We start from the raw sequence: 16,340 nt of genomic DNA on the forward strand, positions 1-16,340 counted from the left end.
GTCAGGCGACGTCAGCGCCCCATGCCGCGGTACGTGAAGCCGGCGGCGGTCCACGCGTCACGATCGAGGCAGTTGCGGCCGTCGATGACGACCGGCGACGCCACGAGTGCGGCGGCGGCGGTCGCGTCGAGCTCCCGGAACTCGGTCCACTCGGTGAGCACGAGCACGAGCTCCGCCCCGCCCAGCGCCTCGGCCGCGCTCTCGACGTAGTCGAGCTCGGGGTGGACGCGGCGCGCGGTGACGACGGCCTCGGGGTCGTACGCCGAGACGACGGCGCCGAGTTCCTGCAGGCGGGCTGCGATGTCCAGGGCCGGCGAGTCGCGCACGTCGTCGGAGTTCGGCTTGAAGGCCAGGCCGAGCACCGCGACGCGCTTGCCGCTGACGACCCCGCCGAGCAGCTCCTGCGCCAGCTCGACGACGTGCGCGCGACGGCGCAGGTTCGTGGCGTCGACGTCGGCGAGGAACGCCAGGGACTCCCCGACGCCCAGCTCGTTCGCCCGCGCCTGGAACGCGCGGATGTCCTTCGGCAGGCAACCGCCACCGAAGCCGAGGCCGGCGTTCAGGAACTTCCGGCCGATGCGGGCGTCGTGGCCGATCGCGTCGGCGAGCGCCGTCACGTCGGCACCGGCGACCTCGGCGATCTCGGCCATCGAGTTGATGAACGAGATCTTGGTGGCGAGGAACGCGTTGGCGCTGATCTTCACGAGCTCGGCGGTGGGCAGGTTGACGACGAGTCGGGGCGTGCCGGTGGACAGCGCCTCGGCGTAGACCTCGTCGAGGGCGGCGACGGCCTGTTCGCCGGCCTCGCCGTCGGGCACGCCGTAGACGAAGCGATCCGGCGCGATGGTGTCCTGCACGGCGAAGCCCTCACGCAGGAACTCGGGGTTCCAGACGAGCGTGGCACCGGGGACGGCCTCGCTGACCTCGTCGGCCAGCCGTGCGGCGGTGCCGACGGGAACGGTCGACTTGCCGACGACGAACTCGCCGGCGGACAGGTGCGGGGTGAGCGCGGCGACGGCGGCGTTGACGTAGGTCAGGTCCGCGGCACCGGTGGGCCCCTGCGGGGTGCCGACGGCGAGGAAGTGCACGCGGGCACCGGCCACCTCGGCCATGTCGGTGGTGAAGCGGATCCGACCGGACTCGAGGGCCTCGGTCAGGATCTCGGGCAGGCCGGGCTCGAAGAAGGGGGCCTCGCCCGCGGCTAGCCGCTCGATCTTGGTGGGGTCGACGTCCACGGCGACGACCTCGTGTCCGAGTTTGGCCATGGAGGCGGCGTGCACGGCACCGAGGTAGCCGCAGCCGATCACAGAGATACGCACGTCGAAGAAGGTACCGGTTTCTCGCCGAAGTCTCATCACGACGACCGCCGTGACGCCCACGGCGAGGCTCGGAGCGGCCGGATCAGGCCCGCACGTCGCCCCACGGCGGCCGGTCCGGACCGCCGACGATCTCGTCCCAGTCCGGCTCACGGTGCCGGCGTCTGGCCTCGTAGGCCTCCACCAGGTCGTGCAGGACGGCGACGACGAGGTCGGCGTGCGGCACGTCGGCGAGGACCACCGCGGGGTCGTCGCCGGGGAACACGAGCACGTCGCCGGAGCGGAACAGCCCCTGCAGCCCGCGGCGCCGTACGGTCACGTCGTAGCCGCGGGAGTGCAGGAGCTCCCGTCGGGTCCGCGTGCCGAGTCCGTTGACCACGACCAGGCGACGCGTGGTGACGACGTACCGCTCCGACATCCAGCGGAACAGCGGGACGGCGCCGCCGAACACGACGAGCACCACGACGACGAGCGCGACGACGGCGTTCAGCCACGCCAGCTGCGCCTGGAACACGCCGAAGCCGAACCCGCCGGCCGCGGTGACGAGCACGACGAACACCGCCGGGCGCACCAGCCGACGGGCGTGTGGTCGCAGGCGTGCGACGACACGTTCGGGCAGGGGCTCGGCGGTCATGCCGTCATGCATACCGCAGGTGGGTGACGTCCCCCACCGCGACGCCCCTGGTGCCGCCCGCCTGGTCCCGGATCGTGATGCGACCGGCGTCGTCGATGCCGGTGGCGTCGGCCTCCTCGACGGTGCCGTCCGGCAGCTCGAGGCGGATGCGGCGACCGATCGTGCCGCACGCGGCGCGGACGTGGGACCGGACCGTCTCGGCGGCGGGACCCCCGGTGACCAGGCCGGCCACCGCCTCCAGGACGGACCGCAGGAAGACGGACAGGACCGCGTCGGCCAGGGCGGGTGCGTCGTCGACCGCGCCGGCGAGCAGGAGCGAGGTGGACGTCGGGGTGGGCAGCCGGGCCGCCGGGATCGTCAGGTTCACGCCGGCCCCGACCACGACGCTGCCGTCGGCGGCGACCTGGCAGAGGATCCCGCACACCTTGTCCCCGGCGACCTGCACGTCGTTCGGCCACTTCACGACGACGTCCGCGCCGGCCGGGAGCACCGACGCGATCGCGTCGCGCATCGCCGCCCCGGCGACCAGCGGCAACCAGCCGCGGTCGTGGTCGTCCAGGTCCGCACGGACGAGCACGCTGGCGGCGAGCGTCTCACCGGCCGGAGCGGTCCAGGTGCGGTCGAGCCGACCCCGACCCGCGGTCTGGTGCAGGGTCGCGAGGACGCTGCCGTGCTGCTGCTCGGGGGCGGCGGCGAGCAGGTCCGCGTTGGTGGACCCGGTCTCGGCGGGGGTGGTGATCGTCGCGCCCGCCGACCGGACAGCCGCGCTGGTGGCGGGGAACGACGGCGACGGGGATGTGGACATGTACGCAAATGTACGGGCAGGAACCGTGGGGGTCCTCCAACCGGCAGCGTGGCACCCGCCGGTAGGGTGAGCGGGTGACTTCAGGAGACACCCCCGATCTGTCGACGACGGCCGGCCGACTGGCCGACCTCCGCGACCGGTACCACGAGGCCGTGACCGCCGCGGGCGAATCCGCCATCGCCAAGCAGCACGCGAAGGGCAAGGGCACCGCGCGCGAACGCATCGAGCAGCTGCTCGACGAGAACTCCTTCGTGGAGTTCGACGAGTTCGTGCGACACCGCACCACGTCGTTCGGCATGGATGCCAAGCGCCCCTACGGTGACGCGGTCGTCACCGGCGTCGGCACGATCCACGGCCGCAACGTCGCCGTCTACGCGCAGGACTTCACGGTCTTCGGCGGGTCGCTCGGCGAGGTCGCCGGCGAGAAGATCATCAAGGTCATGCAGCACGCGCTGAAGACGGGTGTGCCGATCATCGGCATCCTCGACTCCGGCGGCGCCCGCATCCAGGAAGGCGTCGTCGCGCTCGGCAAGTACGGCGAGATCTTCCGCCTGAACACCCAGGCCTCCGGCGTCATCCCGCAACTCTCCATCGTGATGGGCCCGGCGGCCGGCGGTGCGGTGTACTCCCCCGCCCTCACCGACTTCGTCATCATGGTCGACAAGACCAGCCACATGTTCGTCACCGGCCCCGACGTCATCAAGACCGTCACGGGCGAGGACGTCGGCTTCGAAGAGCTCGGCGGCGCCCAGACGCACAACGCGGTCTCCGGCGTGGCCCACTACCTGGCCGAGGACGAGACCGACGCGCTCGACTACGCGCGCTCGCTCATCGGGTTCCTGCCGGACAACAACCTGTCCGACCCGCCGGCCTACGACGTCGCCCCGGAGCTCGAGACCACCGACGCCGACCACGAGCTCGACCTCGTGATCCCGGACTCGACGAACCAGCCGTACGACGTCACCACGATCATCGAGCACATCGTCGACGACGGTGAGTTCCTCGAGGTCCAGCCGCTCTTCGCGCCGAACATCCTGATCGGCTTCGGCCGGGTCGAGGGCCGCACGGTCGGCATCATCGCGAACCAGCCGCAGGCGATGGCCGGCACGCTGAACATCGACGCCGGCGAGAAGGCCGCCCGCTTCGTGCGGTTCTGCGACGCGTTCGGCATCCCGATCCTGACCCTGGTGGACGTGCCCGGCTACCTGCCCGGCACCGACCAGGAGTGGACCGGCGTCATCCGCCGCGGCGCGAAGCTGCTGTACGCCTACGCCGAGGCCACCGTCCCGCTCGTCACCGTCATCACCCGCAAGGCCTACGGCGGCGCGTACATCGTCATGGGTTCCAAGCAGCTCGGTGCCGACATCAACCTGGCGTGGCCGACCGCCGAGATCGCCGTCATGGGCGGCCAGGGTGCCGTCAACATCCTGTACCGCGCCGAGATCAAGCGCGCCGAGGAGTCCGGCGAGGACGTCGCCGCGGTCCGCACGAAGCTCGCGAACGAGTACACGTACAACGTCGCGTCGCCGTACCTGGCGGCCGAGCGCGGTGAGCTCGACGGCATCATCCAGCCGCACGCCACGCGCGTGTCGGTCATCAAGGCCCTCCGGTCGCTGCGGGGCAAGCGCGCCACGCTGCCCCCGAAGAAGCACGGGAACATCCCCCTCTGATGGGTCGCCACGCAGCAGCCGTGCCCTCGGACGAACCCGCCTCGGTGGCGGACGTCCGGGTGGTCTCGGGCGACCCCACACCCGAGGAACTCGCAGCCGTCGTGGCCGTCCTGCAGCGCCAGGCCGACGAGGCCGCTGCCGCCGGACGTGCCGCCGTGGTCGTCGAGCCCCGCACCGGGTGGGACGCCGCGGCCCGCGGACTCCGCCGCCCGCTCGATCACGGACCGGGCGCCTGGGGCCGATCGCTCCGCTGATGTACCCCTGGTGCGCGGGCGACCGGAACGGTCGCAGGGCGCACTTCCCGGTCGGTATCCCCTCACTCGGGGGACACGTTCAGCGGATACGGACCGGAAATGCCGGAATTGTCCCCCATAATGACGACTGACATGCGGCTCGTGCGTGGGCATAGTAGTTGGTGTTCGGTGTCCTTCAACGAAAGACATCGCAGGACGGTGGCCGACTAGGGTACGAAGCCACCGCCCGCTGCGAGGCAGGGCGACATTCGGGTTGTCGCTCAGCCTCGGGTCGTGAACGGGCCGGTCGGTATCCGACCGGCCCGTTCCCCGTTTCCGGGGCGTTCAGCGCGTGCGGGCGGGCGTCGGGCCGGCTGGCGGGGCGGCTGGCGAGGCCGATCCGGAACGACACCGTCGACGTCGTACGACAACGACATGGTCGCTTCCGTGCGTGCGCAACAGTTGCGCGCGCGTCCGAGCGACACCGTCGACGTCGGACGACAACGACATGGTCGCTTCCGTGCGCGCGCAAGCCCGGCGCACCCACGTGACGGCCGGGAGGCCCGTAACGGGGCCGCCACGGGCCTCCCGGCTGTCCCCCATCGCGTCCACCGCCGCCCGCACGCCCGGCGCACCACGCGCCCCCGCAGCGCGGTCCGCACCACGTCCGCGACGATCCACGCGTCGATCACGTGGCGCACTGTCGCAACACGCGTGCCGCGCGCGGTACCGACGCGCCGCGCGCTACGCCGGCTCGTGCCGCGGGATCTCCAGCCAGAGCGCCACGGAGTCGTCCTCGTCCCCGTCGTCGTCGTCCATCCCCGCTCCGAGCGCCGCGGACTCACTGGCCGCGCCGTCGAGGCGGAGTCCGACGACGGTCACCGCGGAGTCGGAGCCCTCGCCGACCGTCCGTACGATGACGTTGTCGGCATCGCGGGCCTGCCGGAGCGCCTCGGCGACACGGGCGTGGATGCGCCGGATGTCCGGGGCGTCCAGGTCGTCGAGCCCGCCGTCGTCGTGCAGCTGGACGGTCGCTCCGCGGCGACGCAGGCGCATCACCTCGTCGCGGACGTCGTCGGACAACAGGGACCGGCCCCGGATCTCGTCGCGGATGGCCTGCTCGAGGTGCAGGCACTCGGCGCGGTCGGCGTCGTCGAGGTCGCCGCAGGAGTCGATGATGCGCTGCAGCATCGGCAGGGCCATCCGGGTGGTCTGGCTCAGGCGGAACTGCCGCTCGAACACGTGGGCGTCCTGCGCGGCCTGCCAGTCGGCGGTCTCCTGCTCGGCGAGGACGAGTTCACGGGTGTTCCGGATGGCGCGGCTCATCGCGGCGGCGAAGACGGTGGCGATCGCGACCCAGGCGACGCTGCCGACCACGCCGAGCCCACCGAGCGAGCCGAGGCCGGCCCAGGCGACGGTGTACACGGTCAGGAACAGCACGCCGGCCCACGCGAAGGGGCCCCGACCGCGCACGACGAGCACCACCATGAGCGTGCCGATGGCCGCGATCCACCAGGTGGCGGAGCCCGGACCACGACCGTCGACGAGGACGGGGGCGGCGATCACCGGCATCACGATCGCGGTGGCGAGGGAGAAGCAGGCCGTCCAGACCGGCAGGACCCTGCCGGGGACGAACAGTGCGAGGCCGGTGGCCGCGGCGTACAGGACCATGCAGGCGATGATCGGGGCGACCTGGTCGACGCGCGGCAACGTGGCCGCGGCGAGGACCAGATGGTAGAGGGAGAACAGCGACGCCAGGCCGAGGGCGATGCTCGCCGGCAGGGAGACCTTCATGCGGTCGTCCTCGCGGCCGGCGACCACGTCAGCACGATGCGGGTACCCTCGCCCGGGGCGGTGTGCACCTCGGCCCGACCGTCGACGGTCGCGACGCGCTCGACGATGGAGCGGCGGACACCGAGCCGTTCGGCGGGGATGGCCGCGACGTCGAACCCGCGGCCCTCGTCACCGACCTCGACGAGCACCCCCTGCCCCTGCTGCTCGACGCGGACCCAGCGGGAGACATCAGCGTCGCCGGCGTGCTGCACGCTGTTCACCGCGGCCTGCAGCGCCGCCGAGGCCAGCGCGTCGGCGACCGACGCGGGCAGGCGGACCGACCCGGTCGGCGTCGGGACGAGGCGGACCGGGGCGGGCAACGCACCGACCCCCTCGCGGATGCGCGCCCGGAGTTCGCCGAGGGCGACCGGCGCGACGTCACCGGGACCGTCGGTGGCGGCGGCCTCGAGGTGGTCGATCGCGTTCCGGGCCATCCGCGCGGCGAGGGTCTTGGCCTCGAGCGTGTCGGCACGGGCGGCCGAGAGCAGCGTCGTGAGCACGCTGTCGTGCACGATGGCGTCCACCTGGACCCGCTCGACCTCGGTCGCGTGTTCCCGGATGGCGAGCGAGTACCGCCGCACGGCCGTGGACTGCGCCGTGTCGACCGACGTGGCCGCACGCCGCAGCACCACGGCGATGACGAGCACCGCGCCGCTGAGCAGCGCCGTGTACACGCCGTCGAGCAGGACGGCGAGGACCCCGACGTCGCCGCCGAGCGGGCTGAGCCGGATGACGACGTACACCGCCGGCACGAGCGCCGTGTAGACCGTCGCACGCCACGTGGCGAAGCCCATCGCCGCCGCCGTGCAGCCGACCGTGCAGAACCACCACGGCCACGGCTGCTGCGCCGACGGGATGGGCTCCTGCACGGTGGCCGTCCACGTCACGAGCACGACGAGGAACAGCAGCGCGCAGACGATCTGCGCCAGCTGGGCGACCCGCTGCACGAAGGCCGAGACCCCGATGAACACGAACGACGCCGCGAGGGCGAGCATCAGCGTCGGACCCCAGAACGGGTCGAGGTACGGCAGCTGCTGCAGGACCGCGGGCGCGTCGACGATGCCGAGGCCGATCGCCGCCATCGCGAGGAGGATCGCGAACGCGCGTTCCACCGACGCCTGCGTGATCGAGGCGCGGACGCTGCGCGCCGGATCGGCGCCGAACGGCGCCGGTTCGACGACCGTCCGCGCCGACTCAGCCGCGGTCGCCATCCGTGTCAGCGACCGTCGCCGTCGGGGTCGATGCCCGAGTCGAGCCCGGGGAGGATCCCGTCCTCGACGGCTCGACGCAGCAGGTCGACCTTCGTCGGGGCCGGGCGACCGACCTCGACGTACTTCACACGGATCCGGTCGAGGTACTCACGGGCCGTCGAGTAGCCGATGCCGAGCTGCTGGGCGGCGAGCTTGAGCGGGAGACCCGAGGCGTAGAGGTGCAGGATCTCGCGCTCGCGACGGCCGAGCTGCGCCTTCGCGAAGTCACGGTCGGCGTCGATGGCGCTCGCCCACTCGAGGTTGTTGAGGACGTCACCGCGCGCGACGGTGGCGACGGCGGCCATCACGGTCTTGGTAGCCGAGGACTTCGGGATGACGCCGGCAGCCCCTGCTGCGAGCGCCTCACGCACGTTGGCGACACGGTCCGCGATGGAGTGCACGAGCACCGCCGATCCCGTCCCCTGCACGCCCTTGACGTTCTCGGTCACGGTCGAACCGTCACCGAGGGACAGGTCGAGGACGACGACGTCGACCTCTCGCCCGTCGAGGTTCTGGACGTACTCGGGGACGCTGGCGGCGGTGAGCACCACCTCGAACCCCTCGTTCTGGCACGCCGCCTGGATCCCGAGTCGGACGGACTCGTGGTCGTCGACGATCGCGACCCGGACCGGCCTGGTGGCCGCCCCTGACGTCTCGGTGCTGGTGGTTGTCGTTCCTGCTGCCACAGTGGCCTCTCGTTCCGATGCGCGACGCCGGCCCCTGAAACCGGAGTGCCATCAACGACCCAGGATACCCAGCCCGGACTCAGGTGCGGGGCTTCTCCGCTGCGCCACGCTGGCCGGTCCGCCGATTGGTGGACACCCCGACACGCAAGGACCCGCGGTCGAGCGACCGCCGGACCTCAGCGCGTGGGGACCAGGCGTGCGACGGCTTCCAGGTGGTGGGTGTGCGGGAACAGGTCGAAGGCCCGCAGTGCTTCGAGTCGGTAGCCGAGGTCGGCGAACGTCGCGACGTCGCGGGCCAGCGCCACCGGGTCGCACGCCACGTAGACGACCTGCTCCGGCTGGAGCGCGGCGATCTGCACGACCACGTCACGACCGGCACCGGCGCGGGGCGGGTCGAGCACGATCGTGCCGGCGCGGAAGCGGTCCTTCTCGGCGCGCGAGGCGTTCGCCACGGTGTTCGTCAGCCAGCGGTCGACGCGGCCGGTCTCGGCGCGGGCGCCGAGCCACTCGGACAGGTTCTCCTGCGCGTGCTCGGTGGCACGGGCGGCGCTCTCGACGCTCGTGATGCGCGCCTTCGGGCCGACCAGGTCACCGAGGGCGGCGGCGAGCAGGCCGACGCCGCCGTACAGGTCCAGGTGGGTGCCCTCGGGGTCGAGGCGGTCGCGGTCGACCAGGTCCTGGACGGCCTCGGTGAGCACGGTCGCCGCGGCGCGGTGCACCTGCCAGAACCCGTTGTCGTCGACCTGGAACGTGCGCTCCCCCACGACCTCGGTCACCACGGTGGGCTTCTGGTCGTCGATGACGAGCCGCGCACCCTCGGAGCCGCTCGGTGCGAGGACGTCGATGACCGACGAGCCCGGCAGCGCACCACGGCCGAGCGGGGCGCTCTGCTGCACGACGGCGGTCGCGAGCGGCAGGCTGGCGACGGGGATCACGGAGTGCGAGCGGGCGGCGAAGGGGCCGGCGGTGCCCTGCTCGTCGACGTGCAGCCGGACGCGGGTGCGCCAGCCGAGGCCGTTCGCCGCGTCGTCACCGGGCGCGGCCTCGACGACGACGTCGTGGCCGAGCACCTCGGCGAGGTCCATCCGTGCGAACCGTGCGAACGAGTCGACGAGGACGTCGTGCTTGAGCGTGCGCTGGTGTGCGAGGGCGATGTGACCGAACTCGGCACCACCCGGGCGCGTCTCGGGGTCACGCTCGAGCGCGGCCTCGGGCCAGACGTGGTCGACGCGGTGCTCGCTCGGCGTGATGACGCTGACCGTGTCGGCGCGCCAGAACGACTTCTTGCGGTCCTCGGTCACCCGGGCGACGACGCGCTCCCCGGGGATCGCGTCCGAGACGAAGACCACCCGTCCTTCGTGCCGTGCCACCGAGATGCCGCCGTGGGCGATCCCGGTGACGTCGAGTTCGAGCAGCGTGCCGACGGATTCACCCATGGTGAGATGGTCCCATGCGTCTGTACCTCGCGAGTACATCCCCCGCCCGCCGAGCACTCCTCGCCCAGTCCGGGATCGAACCCGTGCTCGTGTCCCCCGGGGTCGACGAGGACGCCGTCGGCGCCGCAGCAGCGGCATCCCTCGGCCGTGCCCTGACCGGGCCGGAGCTCGTCTCGCTCCTCGCCGTCGCCAAGGCGTCAGCAGTCGCCGACTCCGCGGTCGCCGGGTCACCGGTCGACGGAGTGGTGTTCGGCGGCGACTCCGCGTTCGAGGTCGACGGACAGCTGTACGGCAAGCCGCACGACCCCGCGGTCGCCCGGGAGCGCTGGCGGCAGATGCTCGCCGCCGGCGGCGGGACCCTGTGGAGCGGACACTGCGTGATCGATCGACGACGCGACGACCGGCACCGGGACCCGGAACCGGCCACGGGACGGCCTGGAGGCGCGGCACCGGCCCGCACCGTGCCTCCCGTCCGGTCCCTGGTCACGTCCACCGCCGGCGTCCCGCAGCTGGGTGCCGTCGCGCCCGGCGGGTCGGCGCTGGCCGCCGCCGGCGACCGCGTGGTCGCGGTCGACAGCGCGGTGCTGACCTTCGCCGACGACGTGTCCGTCGACGAGATCGACGCGTACGTCGCGACGGGCGAGCCGCTCGAGGTGGCCGGCGCGTTCACCATCGACGGTCGCGCCGCGGCGTACATCACGCGGATCGACGGCGCACCGTCCGCCGTGATCGGGATGTCGCTGCCGGTGCTGCGGTCGATGCTCCTCCGGGGCTTCGGCATCGCCTGGCACGATCTCTGGGCTCATTAGACGCGGCGCACTGTAGACATCCACACCTGTTCCGGGTGGTTCTTTGTGGGTGCCAGTCAAAACGCACTCCCGCCGCACGAATACGCTGCTGTGTCATGCCCCGTATCAGCAAGGTCCTCATCGCGAACCGCGGCGAGATCGCCGTCCGCATCATCCGCGCGGCCCGCGACGCGGGCAAGGCATCGGTCGCGGTCTACGCCGACCAGGACCGCGATGCCCTGCACGCCCGCCTCGCCGACGAGGCCTACGCGCTGAACGGCACCACGAGCGCCGACACGTACCTCGTCATCGACAAGATCATCTCGGTCGCCCGCCGCTCCGGTGCGGACGCCGTGCACCCGGGCTACGGGTTCCTCGCCGAGAACGCCGACTTCGCCCGCGCCGTCATCGATGCCGGGCTCGTCTGGATCGGCCCGTCGCCGGAGTCGATCGAGCGCCTCGGCGACAAGGTCTCCGCGCGCCACGTCGCCGAGAAGGTCGGCGCACCGCTCGCCCCCGGCACCATCGAGCCCGTGCAGGACGTCTCCGAGGTCTTCGACTTCGTCGACCAGGTCGGCCTGCCCGTCGCGATCAAGGCGGCGTTCGGCGGTGGCGGTCGTGGTCTGAAGGTCGTCCGCGACCGTGCCTCGGTCGAGGAGCTCTTCGAGTCCGCCACGCGTGAGGCGATCGCCGCGTTCGGTCGGGGCGAGTGCTTCGTCGAGAAGTACCTGGACAAGCCCCGCCACGTCGAGACCCAGTGCCTGGCGGACGAGCACGGCAACGTCGTCGTGGTCTCCACCCGCGACTGCTCGCTGCAGCGTCGCCACCAGAAGCTCGTCGAGGAAGCCCCGGCGCCCTACCTGACGTCCGAGCAGCAGAGCGCGCTGTACGAGTCGTCGAAGGCCATCCTGCGCGAGGTCGGCTACGTCGGCGCCGGCACCTGCGAGTTCCTCATCGGCGCCGACGGCACCGTGTCGTTCCTCGAGGTGAACACCCGCCTGCAGGTCGAGCACTGCGTGTCCGAAGAGGTCACCGGCATCGACCTGGTGCGCGAGCAGTTCCGCATCGCCGAGGGTGGCGTGCTCGACTACTCGGACCCCACGCCGCGGGGACACTCGTTCGAGTTCCGCATCAACGGCGAGGACCCGGGTCGCAACTTCTTCCCCGCGCCCGGCCCGGTGCACGCGTTCAACGCACCGTCCGGCCCCGGCGTCCGTGTCGACTCGGGTGTCGTCTCCGGCGACGTCGTGTCCGGCTCGTTCGACTCGATGCTCGCGAAGCTGATCGTCACCGGCGCCACCCGTGCCGAGGCGCTGGAGCGTTCGCGTCGTGCACTGGCCGAGTTCGAGGTCACCGGCCTGCCGACCGTGCTCCCCTTCCACCGTGCCGTGGTGTCCGACCCGGCGTTCGCGACGGACGACTCCTCGCCGTTCAGCATCTACACGCAGTGGATCGAGACCGACTTCGTGAACGACATCCCGGCGTGGAGCGGCTCCCCCGAGGAACTGCCGGCCCCGGCTGCGCGCGACAGCGTCGTGGTCGAGGTGCAGGGCAAGCGCATCGAGGTCACCATGCCGTCGATCGTCGGTGGCGGTGCTGCCGGCGGTGTCGCCGGTCGTCGTCCGGCCGGCCCCACCGCTCCCCCGAAGCGCCGTTCGTCGGCCGTCCGCGGGGGCCTGGCGAAGTCCGGGGCGTCCGTCGCGTCGCCGATGCAGGCCACCGTGGTGAAGCTCGCGGTCGCCGAGGGCGACACCGTGGTGAAGGGCGACCTGCTCGTCGTGCTCGAGGCCATGAAGATGGAGCAGCCCGTGCAGGCCCACAAGGACGGCGTCGTCACCGGGCTGAACGCCCCGGTCGGCCAGACGGTCTCGTCCGGTCACGTGCTGCTCGAGCTCGCGTAGCGCGGGGGTTCTTGCTCTCCCCCGGAACCAGGTTCCGGACACAGCACCGTGCATCTACACGGTGCTGTGTCCGTTCCACGGTGCGTCACCACATTGGTGTCGTGCGGCTCGCCAGTGGGACCGGGAGTCCGGACCTCCGGAGCGTGAACGGAGCATCCCCGCCGGGCAGAACCTCGCGCCAGATCAGCCTCGCGACACCGCGGACCCCCGGGACTGCACGCACCGCGTCTTCTCGGAACTTCTCCGCAATCACCACTTCTTCTGCCGTCCGCGCGCCCCGAACCTCGCCGGCCCGGTACTTGACGAGTCCGTCGAACTCCACGACCACCCCCTGCTCCGGAAACCAGAAGTCGACCCGTGCGATGCATCGGCCGTCGACGGAGAACTCGTGTTGCAGCTCCGGCCGTGGCAACCCGAGATCGTGCATCACCAACAGCGCGAGGCTCTCTCCGGCGGACTCGATCCGACCATCCGCGAGCTCGAGGAGCGCTCGGACCCGCTGGACACCGCGGCGTGTCGGTCGCGACTCGAGTTCGGCCAGCAGGTCGTGACGGTCGCCCCCTCGTCGGAGCACCGCGTCGAGGATGACCAGGGCATGGCCCCGGTCGGATCGGAGCGCAACGTCGATGGCCGTGGTCACCAGGTCCGTCGTCTCGACCCCGTCGATGAGCACGGTTGCCACGTCTCGACCACGTGCCGGCACCTTGTCGCTGAACCGCAGGCGCTGCGCGCGGTCGCGCGTGGGGTCGGTGAGGGCCACGCGATCCGGGAGTGGCCCGAACCAGGGCAGCTCGTGCATCACGACGGCCGACGCGTGCGACACGATCAGCCCCGGACGGGAGGCAGCGAGGACGGCATCGATCCGAGCACGGTGACGAGCCGCTTCCGACGCATCCCGGAACGCCTGGGCGGGGGTCGAAACGCCGTGGCCGATGCGGAGGAACTCGCCCCGCTCCGTTCTGCGCCGCATGCTGCGAGCCGTTGCGCTGTCCACCGGAGTCGTCATGAGCGTGAGGCGTTCCATCGGGACAGCGTGGCGTCCCGGCGGCCGCTCACGGCACGATGACCCGGTCGCTGTGGAGAACCAGCCGACCCGTTGCCATTGTGGAGCGGTACCGGGCTTACGCGACACTGCGGAATGGACACAGCACCGCGAAGATGCGCGGTGCTGTGTCCGGAACCTGGTTCGGGCGGACCGCGCCCTACGACACCAAAGGGCGCACCGACTCGGCGAGGGCGTCGACCAGGCGCTGGGCCTCGGCGGGGGTGTCCGCGACGGTGTCGATGTAGACCTTCACCTTGGGCTCGGTCCCGCTCGGGCGGACGATCACCCGGGCGTCGCCGGACAGGTCGTAGCGCAGGATGTCCGAGGGTGGGAAGCCCGCCACCCCGTCGGCGTAGTCCGTCACCGTGTGCACGTCGAGCCCGCCGAGCGTCGTCGGTGGCGTGGACCGGAGCGACGCCATGATCTCGCCGATGCGCGACAGGTCGTCGACGCGGGTCGCCACCTGGCCCGAGGCGAACGCTCCGAACTCGGCGGCGAAGGCCTCGAGGTGGTCGGCGATGGTCGAGCCGGACGCGGCGAGCTCGTCGGCGAGGGACAGCAGTTCGAGCGCAGCCGAGATGCCGTCCTTGTCGCGGACGACCGACGGGTCGACCAGGTAGCCCAGGGCCTCTTCGTAGCCGAACAGCAGCTCGGGCACCCGCGAGACCCACTTGAAGCCGGTCAGGGTGTCGCGGTACTCCAGCCCGTGGCGCGCAGCCACCCGGGCCAACGCCGGCGACGAGACGATCGACGCGGCGAGGGTCCCGGTCGCGCCGGACTCGGACGCCCGTGCAGCGGCCCGCCACCCGAGCAGCCAGCCGACCTCGTTGCCCGACAGCCGGCGGTACGACGGCGCACCGGCGTCCGAGGCCGTCGGGATCGCGAGCGCGAGCCGGTCGGCGTCGGGGTCGTTTGCGATCACCAGGTCGGCGCCGACGGCGAGACCACGGGCGATCGCCAGGTCCATCGCGCCCGGCTCCTCGGGGTTCGGGAACGACACCGTCGGGAACGCACCGTCGGGATCGATCTGCTCCGGCACCACCGCTGGCTCGGCGAACCCGGCCGCCGCGAACACCGCGCGAGCGGTCTCCCACCCGACGCCGTGCATGGCCGTGTAGACGACCTTCGGCTGCTCCTCGACCCCGAGTACCGGAGCGGGCACGATCGCGGCCGTGGCGGCCACGTAGGCGTCGACCAGGGCCGACGTCGCGACGGTGTAGTCCGTGCCGCGCGGCAGGTCGGTGACGGACCCCGCGGCGACGGCGTCGATGGCGTCCGCGATCTCGCCGTCGACGGGCGGCACGATCTGCGAGCCGTCGTCGTCCTGACCGAGGTAGACCTTGTACCCGTTGTCCCGCGGCGGGTTGTGGCTCGCGGTGACCATGACGCCCGCGCCGACGTCGAGGTGCCGGACGGCGAACGCGAGCACCGGCGTCGGCAGGGCCGAGGGCAGCAGGGTGACCTCGAGCCCGAGGCCGCGCATGACCTCGGCGGAATCACGTGCGAAGACGTCCGAGTTCACCCGGCCGTCGTACCCGATCACGACGCTGCGCGAACGCCCGGTGTCGATGAGGAACCGTGCGAGCCCTGCAGCGGCCTGGGTCACGACGACCCGGTTCATCCGCAGCGGGCCCCAGCCGAGCTCCGCGCGGAGTCCGGCGGTGCCGAACTGCAGCCTGCCGTCGAACCGCTCGGCGAGCGCCCGGACAGCGGGACCGTCACCGTCGGACGCCGCGTCGATCGCCGCGGCCAGCTCGTCGCGGGTCTCGGGGTCGGGGTCCTGCGACAGCCACGCCCGCGCGGTGCCGAGCACCTGGTCGAGGTCGAGCTTCACGACGCCGGCTGCCCGAGTGCGGCGACCACTCGTGCGAGCAGGTCGGCGATCACCGGCTCGGCCTGCTTGCCGGCCTCGAGCACCTCGGTGTGCGACAGCGGGGTCTTCTGGATGCCCGCGGCGAGGTTCGTGATGAGCGAGAACCCGAGGACCTCCATGCCGGCCTGACGGGCGGCGATGGCCTCGAGCGCGGTCGACATGCCGACGATGTGCCCGCCGATGGTCTTCGCCATCTGGACCTCGGCGGGGGTCTCGTAGTGCGGGCCGCGGAACTGCGTGTACACGCCCTCGTCGAGCGACGGGTCGACCGTCCGGGCCAGCTCGCGCAGCCGCGCCGAGTACAGGTCGGTGAGGTCGATGAACGTCGCGCCCTCGAGCGGGCTGTCCGCGGTCAGGTTGATGTGGTCGCTGATGAGCACCGGGGTGCCCGGGGTCCAGTGCTCCTTGATGCCGCCGGCACCGTTGGTCAGCACCATGATCGAGGCACCGGTCGCCGCCGCGGTGCGGACGCTGTGCACGACCCGACGGACCCCGTGGCCCTCGTAGTAGTGGGTGCGGGCACCGATGACGAGCGCGTGGCGGCCGTCGGCGAGGCGGATCGACCGGATCGTGCCGGAGTGTCCGGGGACGGCCGAGGCGCTGAACCCGGGGACCTGCTCGGCCGGGATCTCGGACACGGTCTCACCGATGATGTCGGCGGCCTTGCCCCAGCCCGACCCGAGGGTCAGGGCGATGTCGTGCCGCTCGATGCCGGACTGTTCGGCGATGACGGCGGCGGCGGCCCGCGCGACCTCGAACGGGTCGGCAGCGGGGTCGTTCAGCGGGTTCTCGGTGCTCATGCCCCAACTCTAAAGGGCCGACGCCCGCCGCAGCGCCGCCGCAGCGGCCGCCGCTGCACCCGCCCCCGCA

14 protein-coding genes are annotated in these 16,340 nt (G+C 72.1%); 4 read left to right on the forward strand and 10 right to left on the reverse strand.

The genetic code is table 11. The features are described 5' to 3' along the window. Positions 1 to 11: 11 nt before the first annotated feature. The 3 genes from DEJ02_RS02735 to DEJ02_RS02745 all read right to left on the reverse strand — a co-directional run bounded on the left by DEJ02_RS02735 (position 12) and on the right by DEJ02_RS02745 (position 2,755). Entirely contained in the window at positions 12 to 1,319 is a 1,308-nt protein-coding gene (locus tag DEJ02_RS02735) for a UDP-glucose/GDP-mannose dehydrogenase family protein (protein ID WP_111032113.1), read from the reverse strand. A gap of 82 nt (positions 1,320 to 1,401) precedes the next feature. Continuing rightward, positions 1,402 to 1,950: a PH domain-containing protein gene (locus DEJ02_RS02740; protein ID WP_181440259.1), complete on the reverse strand. Its 549-nt coding sequence runs from the start codon at positions 1,948 to 1,950 to the stop codon at positions 1,402 to 1,404. Between the two features lie 4 nt (positions 1,951 to 1,954). Next, positions 1,955 to 2,755: a biotin--[acetyl-CoA-carboxylase] ligase gene (locus DEJ02_RS02745; RefSeq protein ID WP_111031928.1), complete on the reverse strand. Its 801-nt coding sequence runs from the start codon at positions 2,753 to 2,755 to the stop codon at positions 1,955 to 1,957. A gap of 74 nt (positions 2,756 to 2,829) precedes the next feature. Here DEJ02_RS02745 and DEJ02_RS02750 point away from each other — a divergent pair, with 74 nt between their 5' ends. Both DEJ02_RS02750 and DEJ02_RS02755 read left to right on the forward strand, forming a co-directional pair. Then, positions 2,830 to 4,425: an acyl-CoA carboxylase subunit beta gene (locus DEJ02_RS02750; RefSeq protein WP_071406413.1), complete on the forward strand. Its 1,596-nt coding sequence runs from the start codon at positions 2,830 to 2,832 to the stop codon at positions 4,423 to 4,425. After that, positions 4,425 to 4,679 (forward strand): acyl-CoA carboxylase subunit epsilon, encoded by a 255-nt coding sequence (locus DEJ02_RS02755; RefSeq protein WP_051596908.1) that lies wholly within the window; start codon positions 4,425 to 4,427, stop codon positions 4,677 to 4,679. Before DEJ02_RS02750 ends, DEJ02_RS02755 begins: the two co-directional genes overlap by 1 nt. Before the next feature lie 723 nt (positions 4,680 to 5,402). On the opposite strand, the gene DEJ02_RS02760 is transcribed toward DEJ02_RS02755, so the two are convergent. From DEJ02_RS02760 to DEJ02_RS02775, 4 genes are all read right to left on the reverse strand, one after another. Beyond that, a complete protein-coding gene (locus tag DEJ02_RS02760) occupies positions 5,403 to 6,452 on the reverse strand; it encodes a hypothetical protein (protein ID WP_071406459.1) in 1,050 nt (349 codons plus the stop codon). Continuing rightward, positions 6,449 to 7,702 carry a sensor histidine kinase gene (locus DEJ02_RS02765; RefSeq protein ID WP_071406412.1) on the reverse strand — a complete coding sequence of 418 codons (1,254 nt, stop codon included), beginning with the start codon at positions 7,700 to 7,702 and terminating at the stop codon, positions 6,449 to 6,451. Before DEJ02_RS02765 ends, DEJ02_RS02760 begins: the two co-directional genes overlap by 4 nt. Before the next feature lie 5 nt (positions 7,703 to 7,707). Beyond that, positions 7,708 to 8,427, reverse strand: a complete 720-nt coding sequence (locus tag DEJ02_RS02770) for a response regulator transcription factor (RefSeq protein WP_017888757.1) — start codon at positions 8,425 to 8,427, stop codon at positions 7,708 to 7,710. A 176-nt stretch (positions 8,428 to 8,603) separates the two neighbouring features. After that, a complete protein-coding gene (locus tag DEJ02_RS02775; protein WP_111031929.1) occupies positions 8,604 to 9,863 on the reverse strand; it encodes a class I SAM-dependent RNA methyltransferase in 1,260 nt (419 codons plus the stop codon). A 14-nt stretch (positions 9,864 to 9,877) separates the two neighbouring features. Here DEJ02_RS02775 and DEJ02_RS02780 point away from each other — a divergent pair, with 14 nt between their 5' ends. Together DEJ02_RS02780 and DEJ02_RS02785 are read left to right on the forward strand one after the other, a co-directional pair. Next, complete coding sequence (locus DEJ02_RS02780; RefSeq protein ID WP_111031930.1) at positions 9,878 to 10,672, forward strand: nucleoside triphosphate pyrophosphatase; 795 nt, start codon at positions 9,878 to 9,880, stop codon at positions 10,670 to 10,672. A 95-nt stretch (positions 10,673 to 10,767) separates the two neighbouring features. Beyond that, on the forward strand, positions 10,768 to 12,552 hold the full coding sequence (locus tag DEJ02_RS02785) for a biotin carboxylase N-terminal domain-containing protein (protein ID WP_111031931.1): 1,785 nt from the start codon (positions 10,768 to 10,770) through the stop codon (positions 12,550 to 12,552). An 85-nt stretch (positions 12,553 to 12,637) separates the two neighbouring features. Here DEJ02_RS02785 and DEJ02_RS02790 read toward each other — a convergent pair whose 3' ends face one another. From DEJ02_RS02790 to DEJ02_RS02800, 3 genes are all read right to left on the reverse strand, one after another. After that, positions 12,638 to 13,312, reverse strand: coding sequence for a hypothetical protein (locus tag DEJ02_RS02790; RefSeq protein ID WP_146249210.1), 675 nt, complete (start codon positions 13,310 to 13,312; stop codon positions 12,638 to 12,640). A 442-nt stretch (positions 13,313 to 13,754) separates the two neighbouring features. Continuing rightward, entirely contained in the window at positions 13,755 to 15,431 is a 1,677-nt protein-coding gene (locus DEJ02_RS02795; RefSeq protein WP_111031933.1) for a phospho-sugar mutase, read from the reverse strand. Further along, positions 15,428 to 16,270: a purine-nucleoside phosphorylase gene (locus DEJ02_RS02800; RefSeq protein WP_111031934.1), complete on the reverse strand. Its 843-nt coding sequence runs from the start codon at positions 16,268 to 16,270 to the stop codon at positions 15,428 to 15,430. Before DEJ02_RS02800 ends, DEJ02_RS02795 begins: the two co-directional genes overlap by 4 nt. Between the last annotated feature and the right edge of the window lie 70 nt (positions 16,271 to 16,340).

Source organism: Curtobacterium sp. MCLR17_042, from assembly GCF_003234695.1.
Classification (GTDB): Bacteria; Actinomycetota; Actinomycetes; order Actinomycetales; family Microbacteriaceae; genus Curtobacterium; species Curtobacterium flaccumfaciens.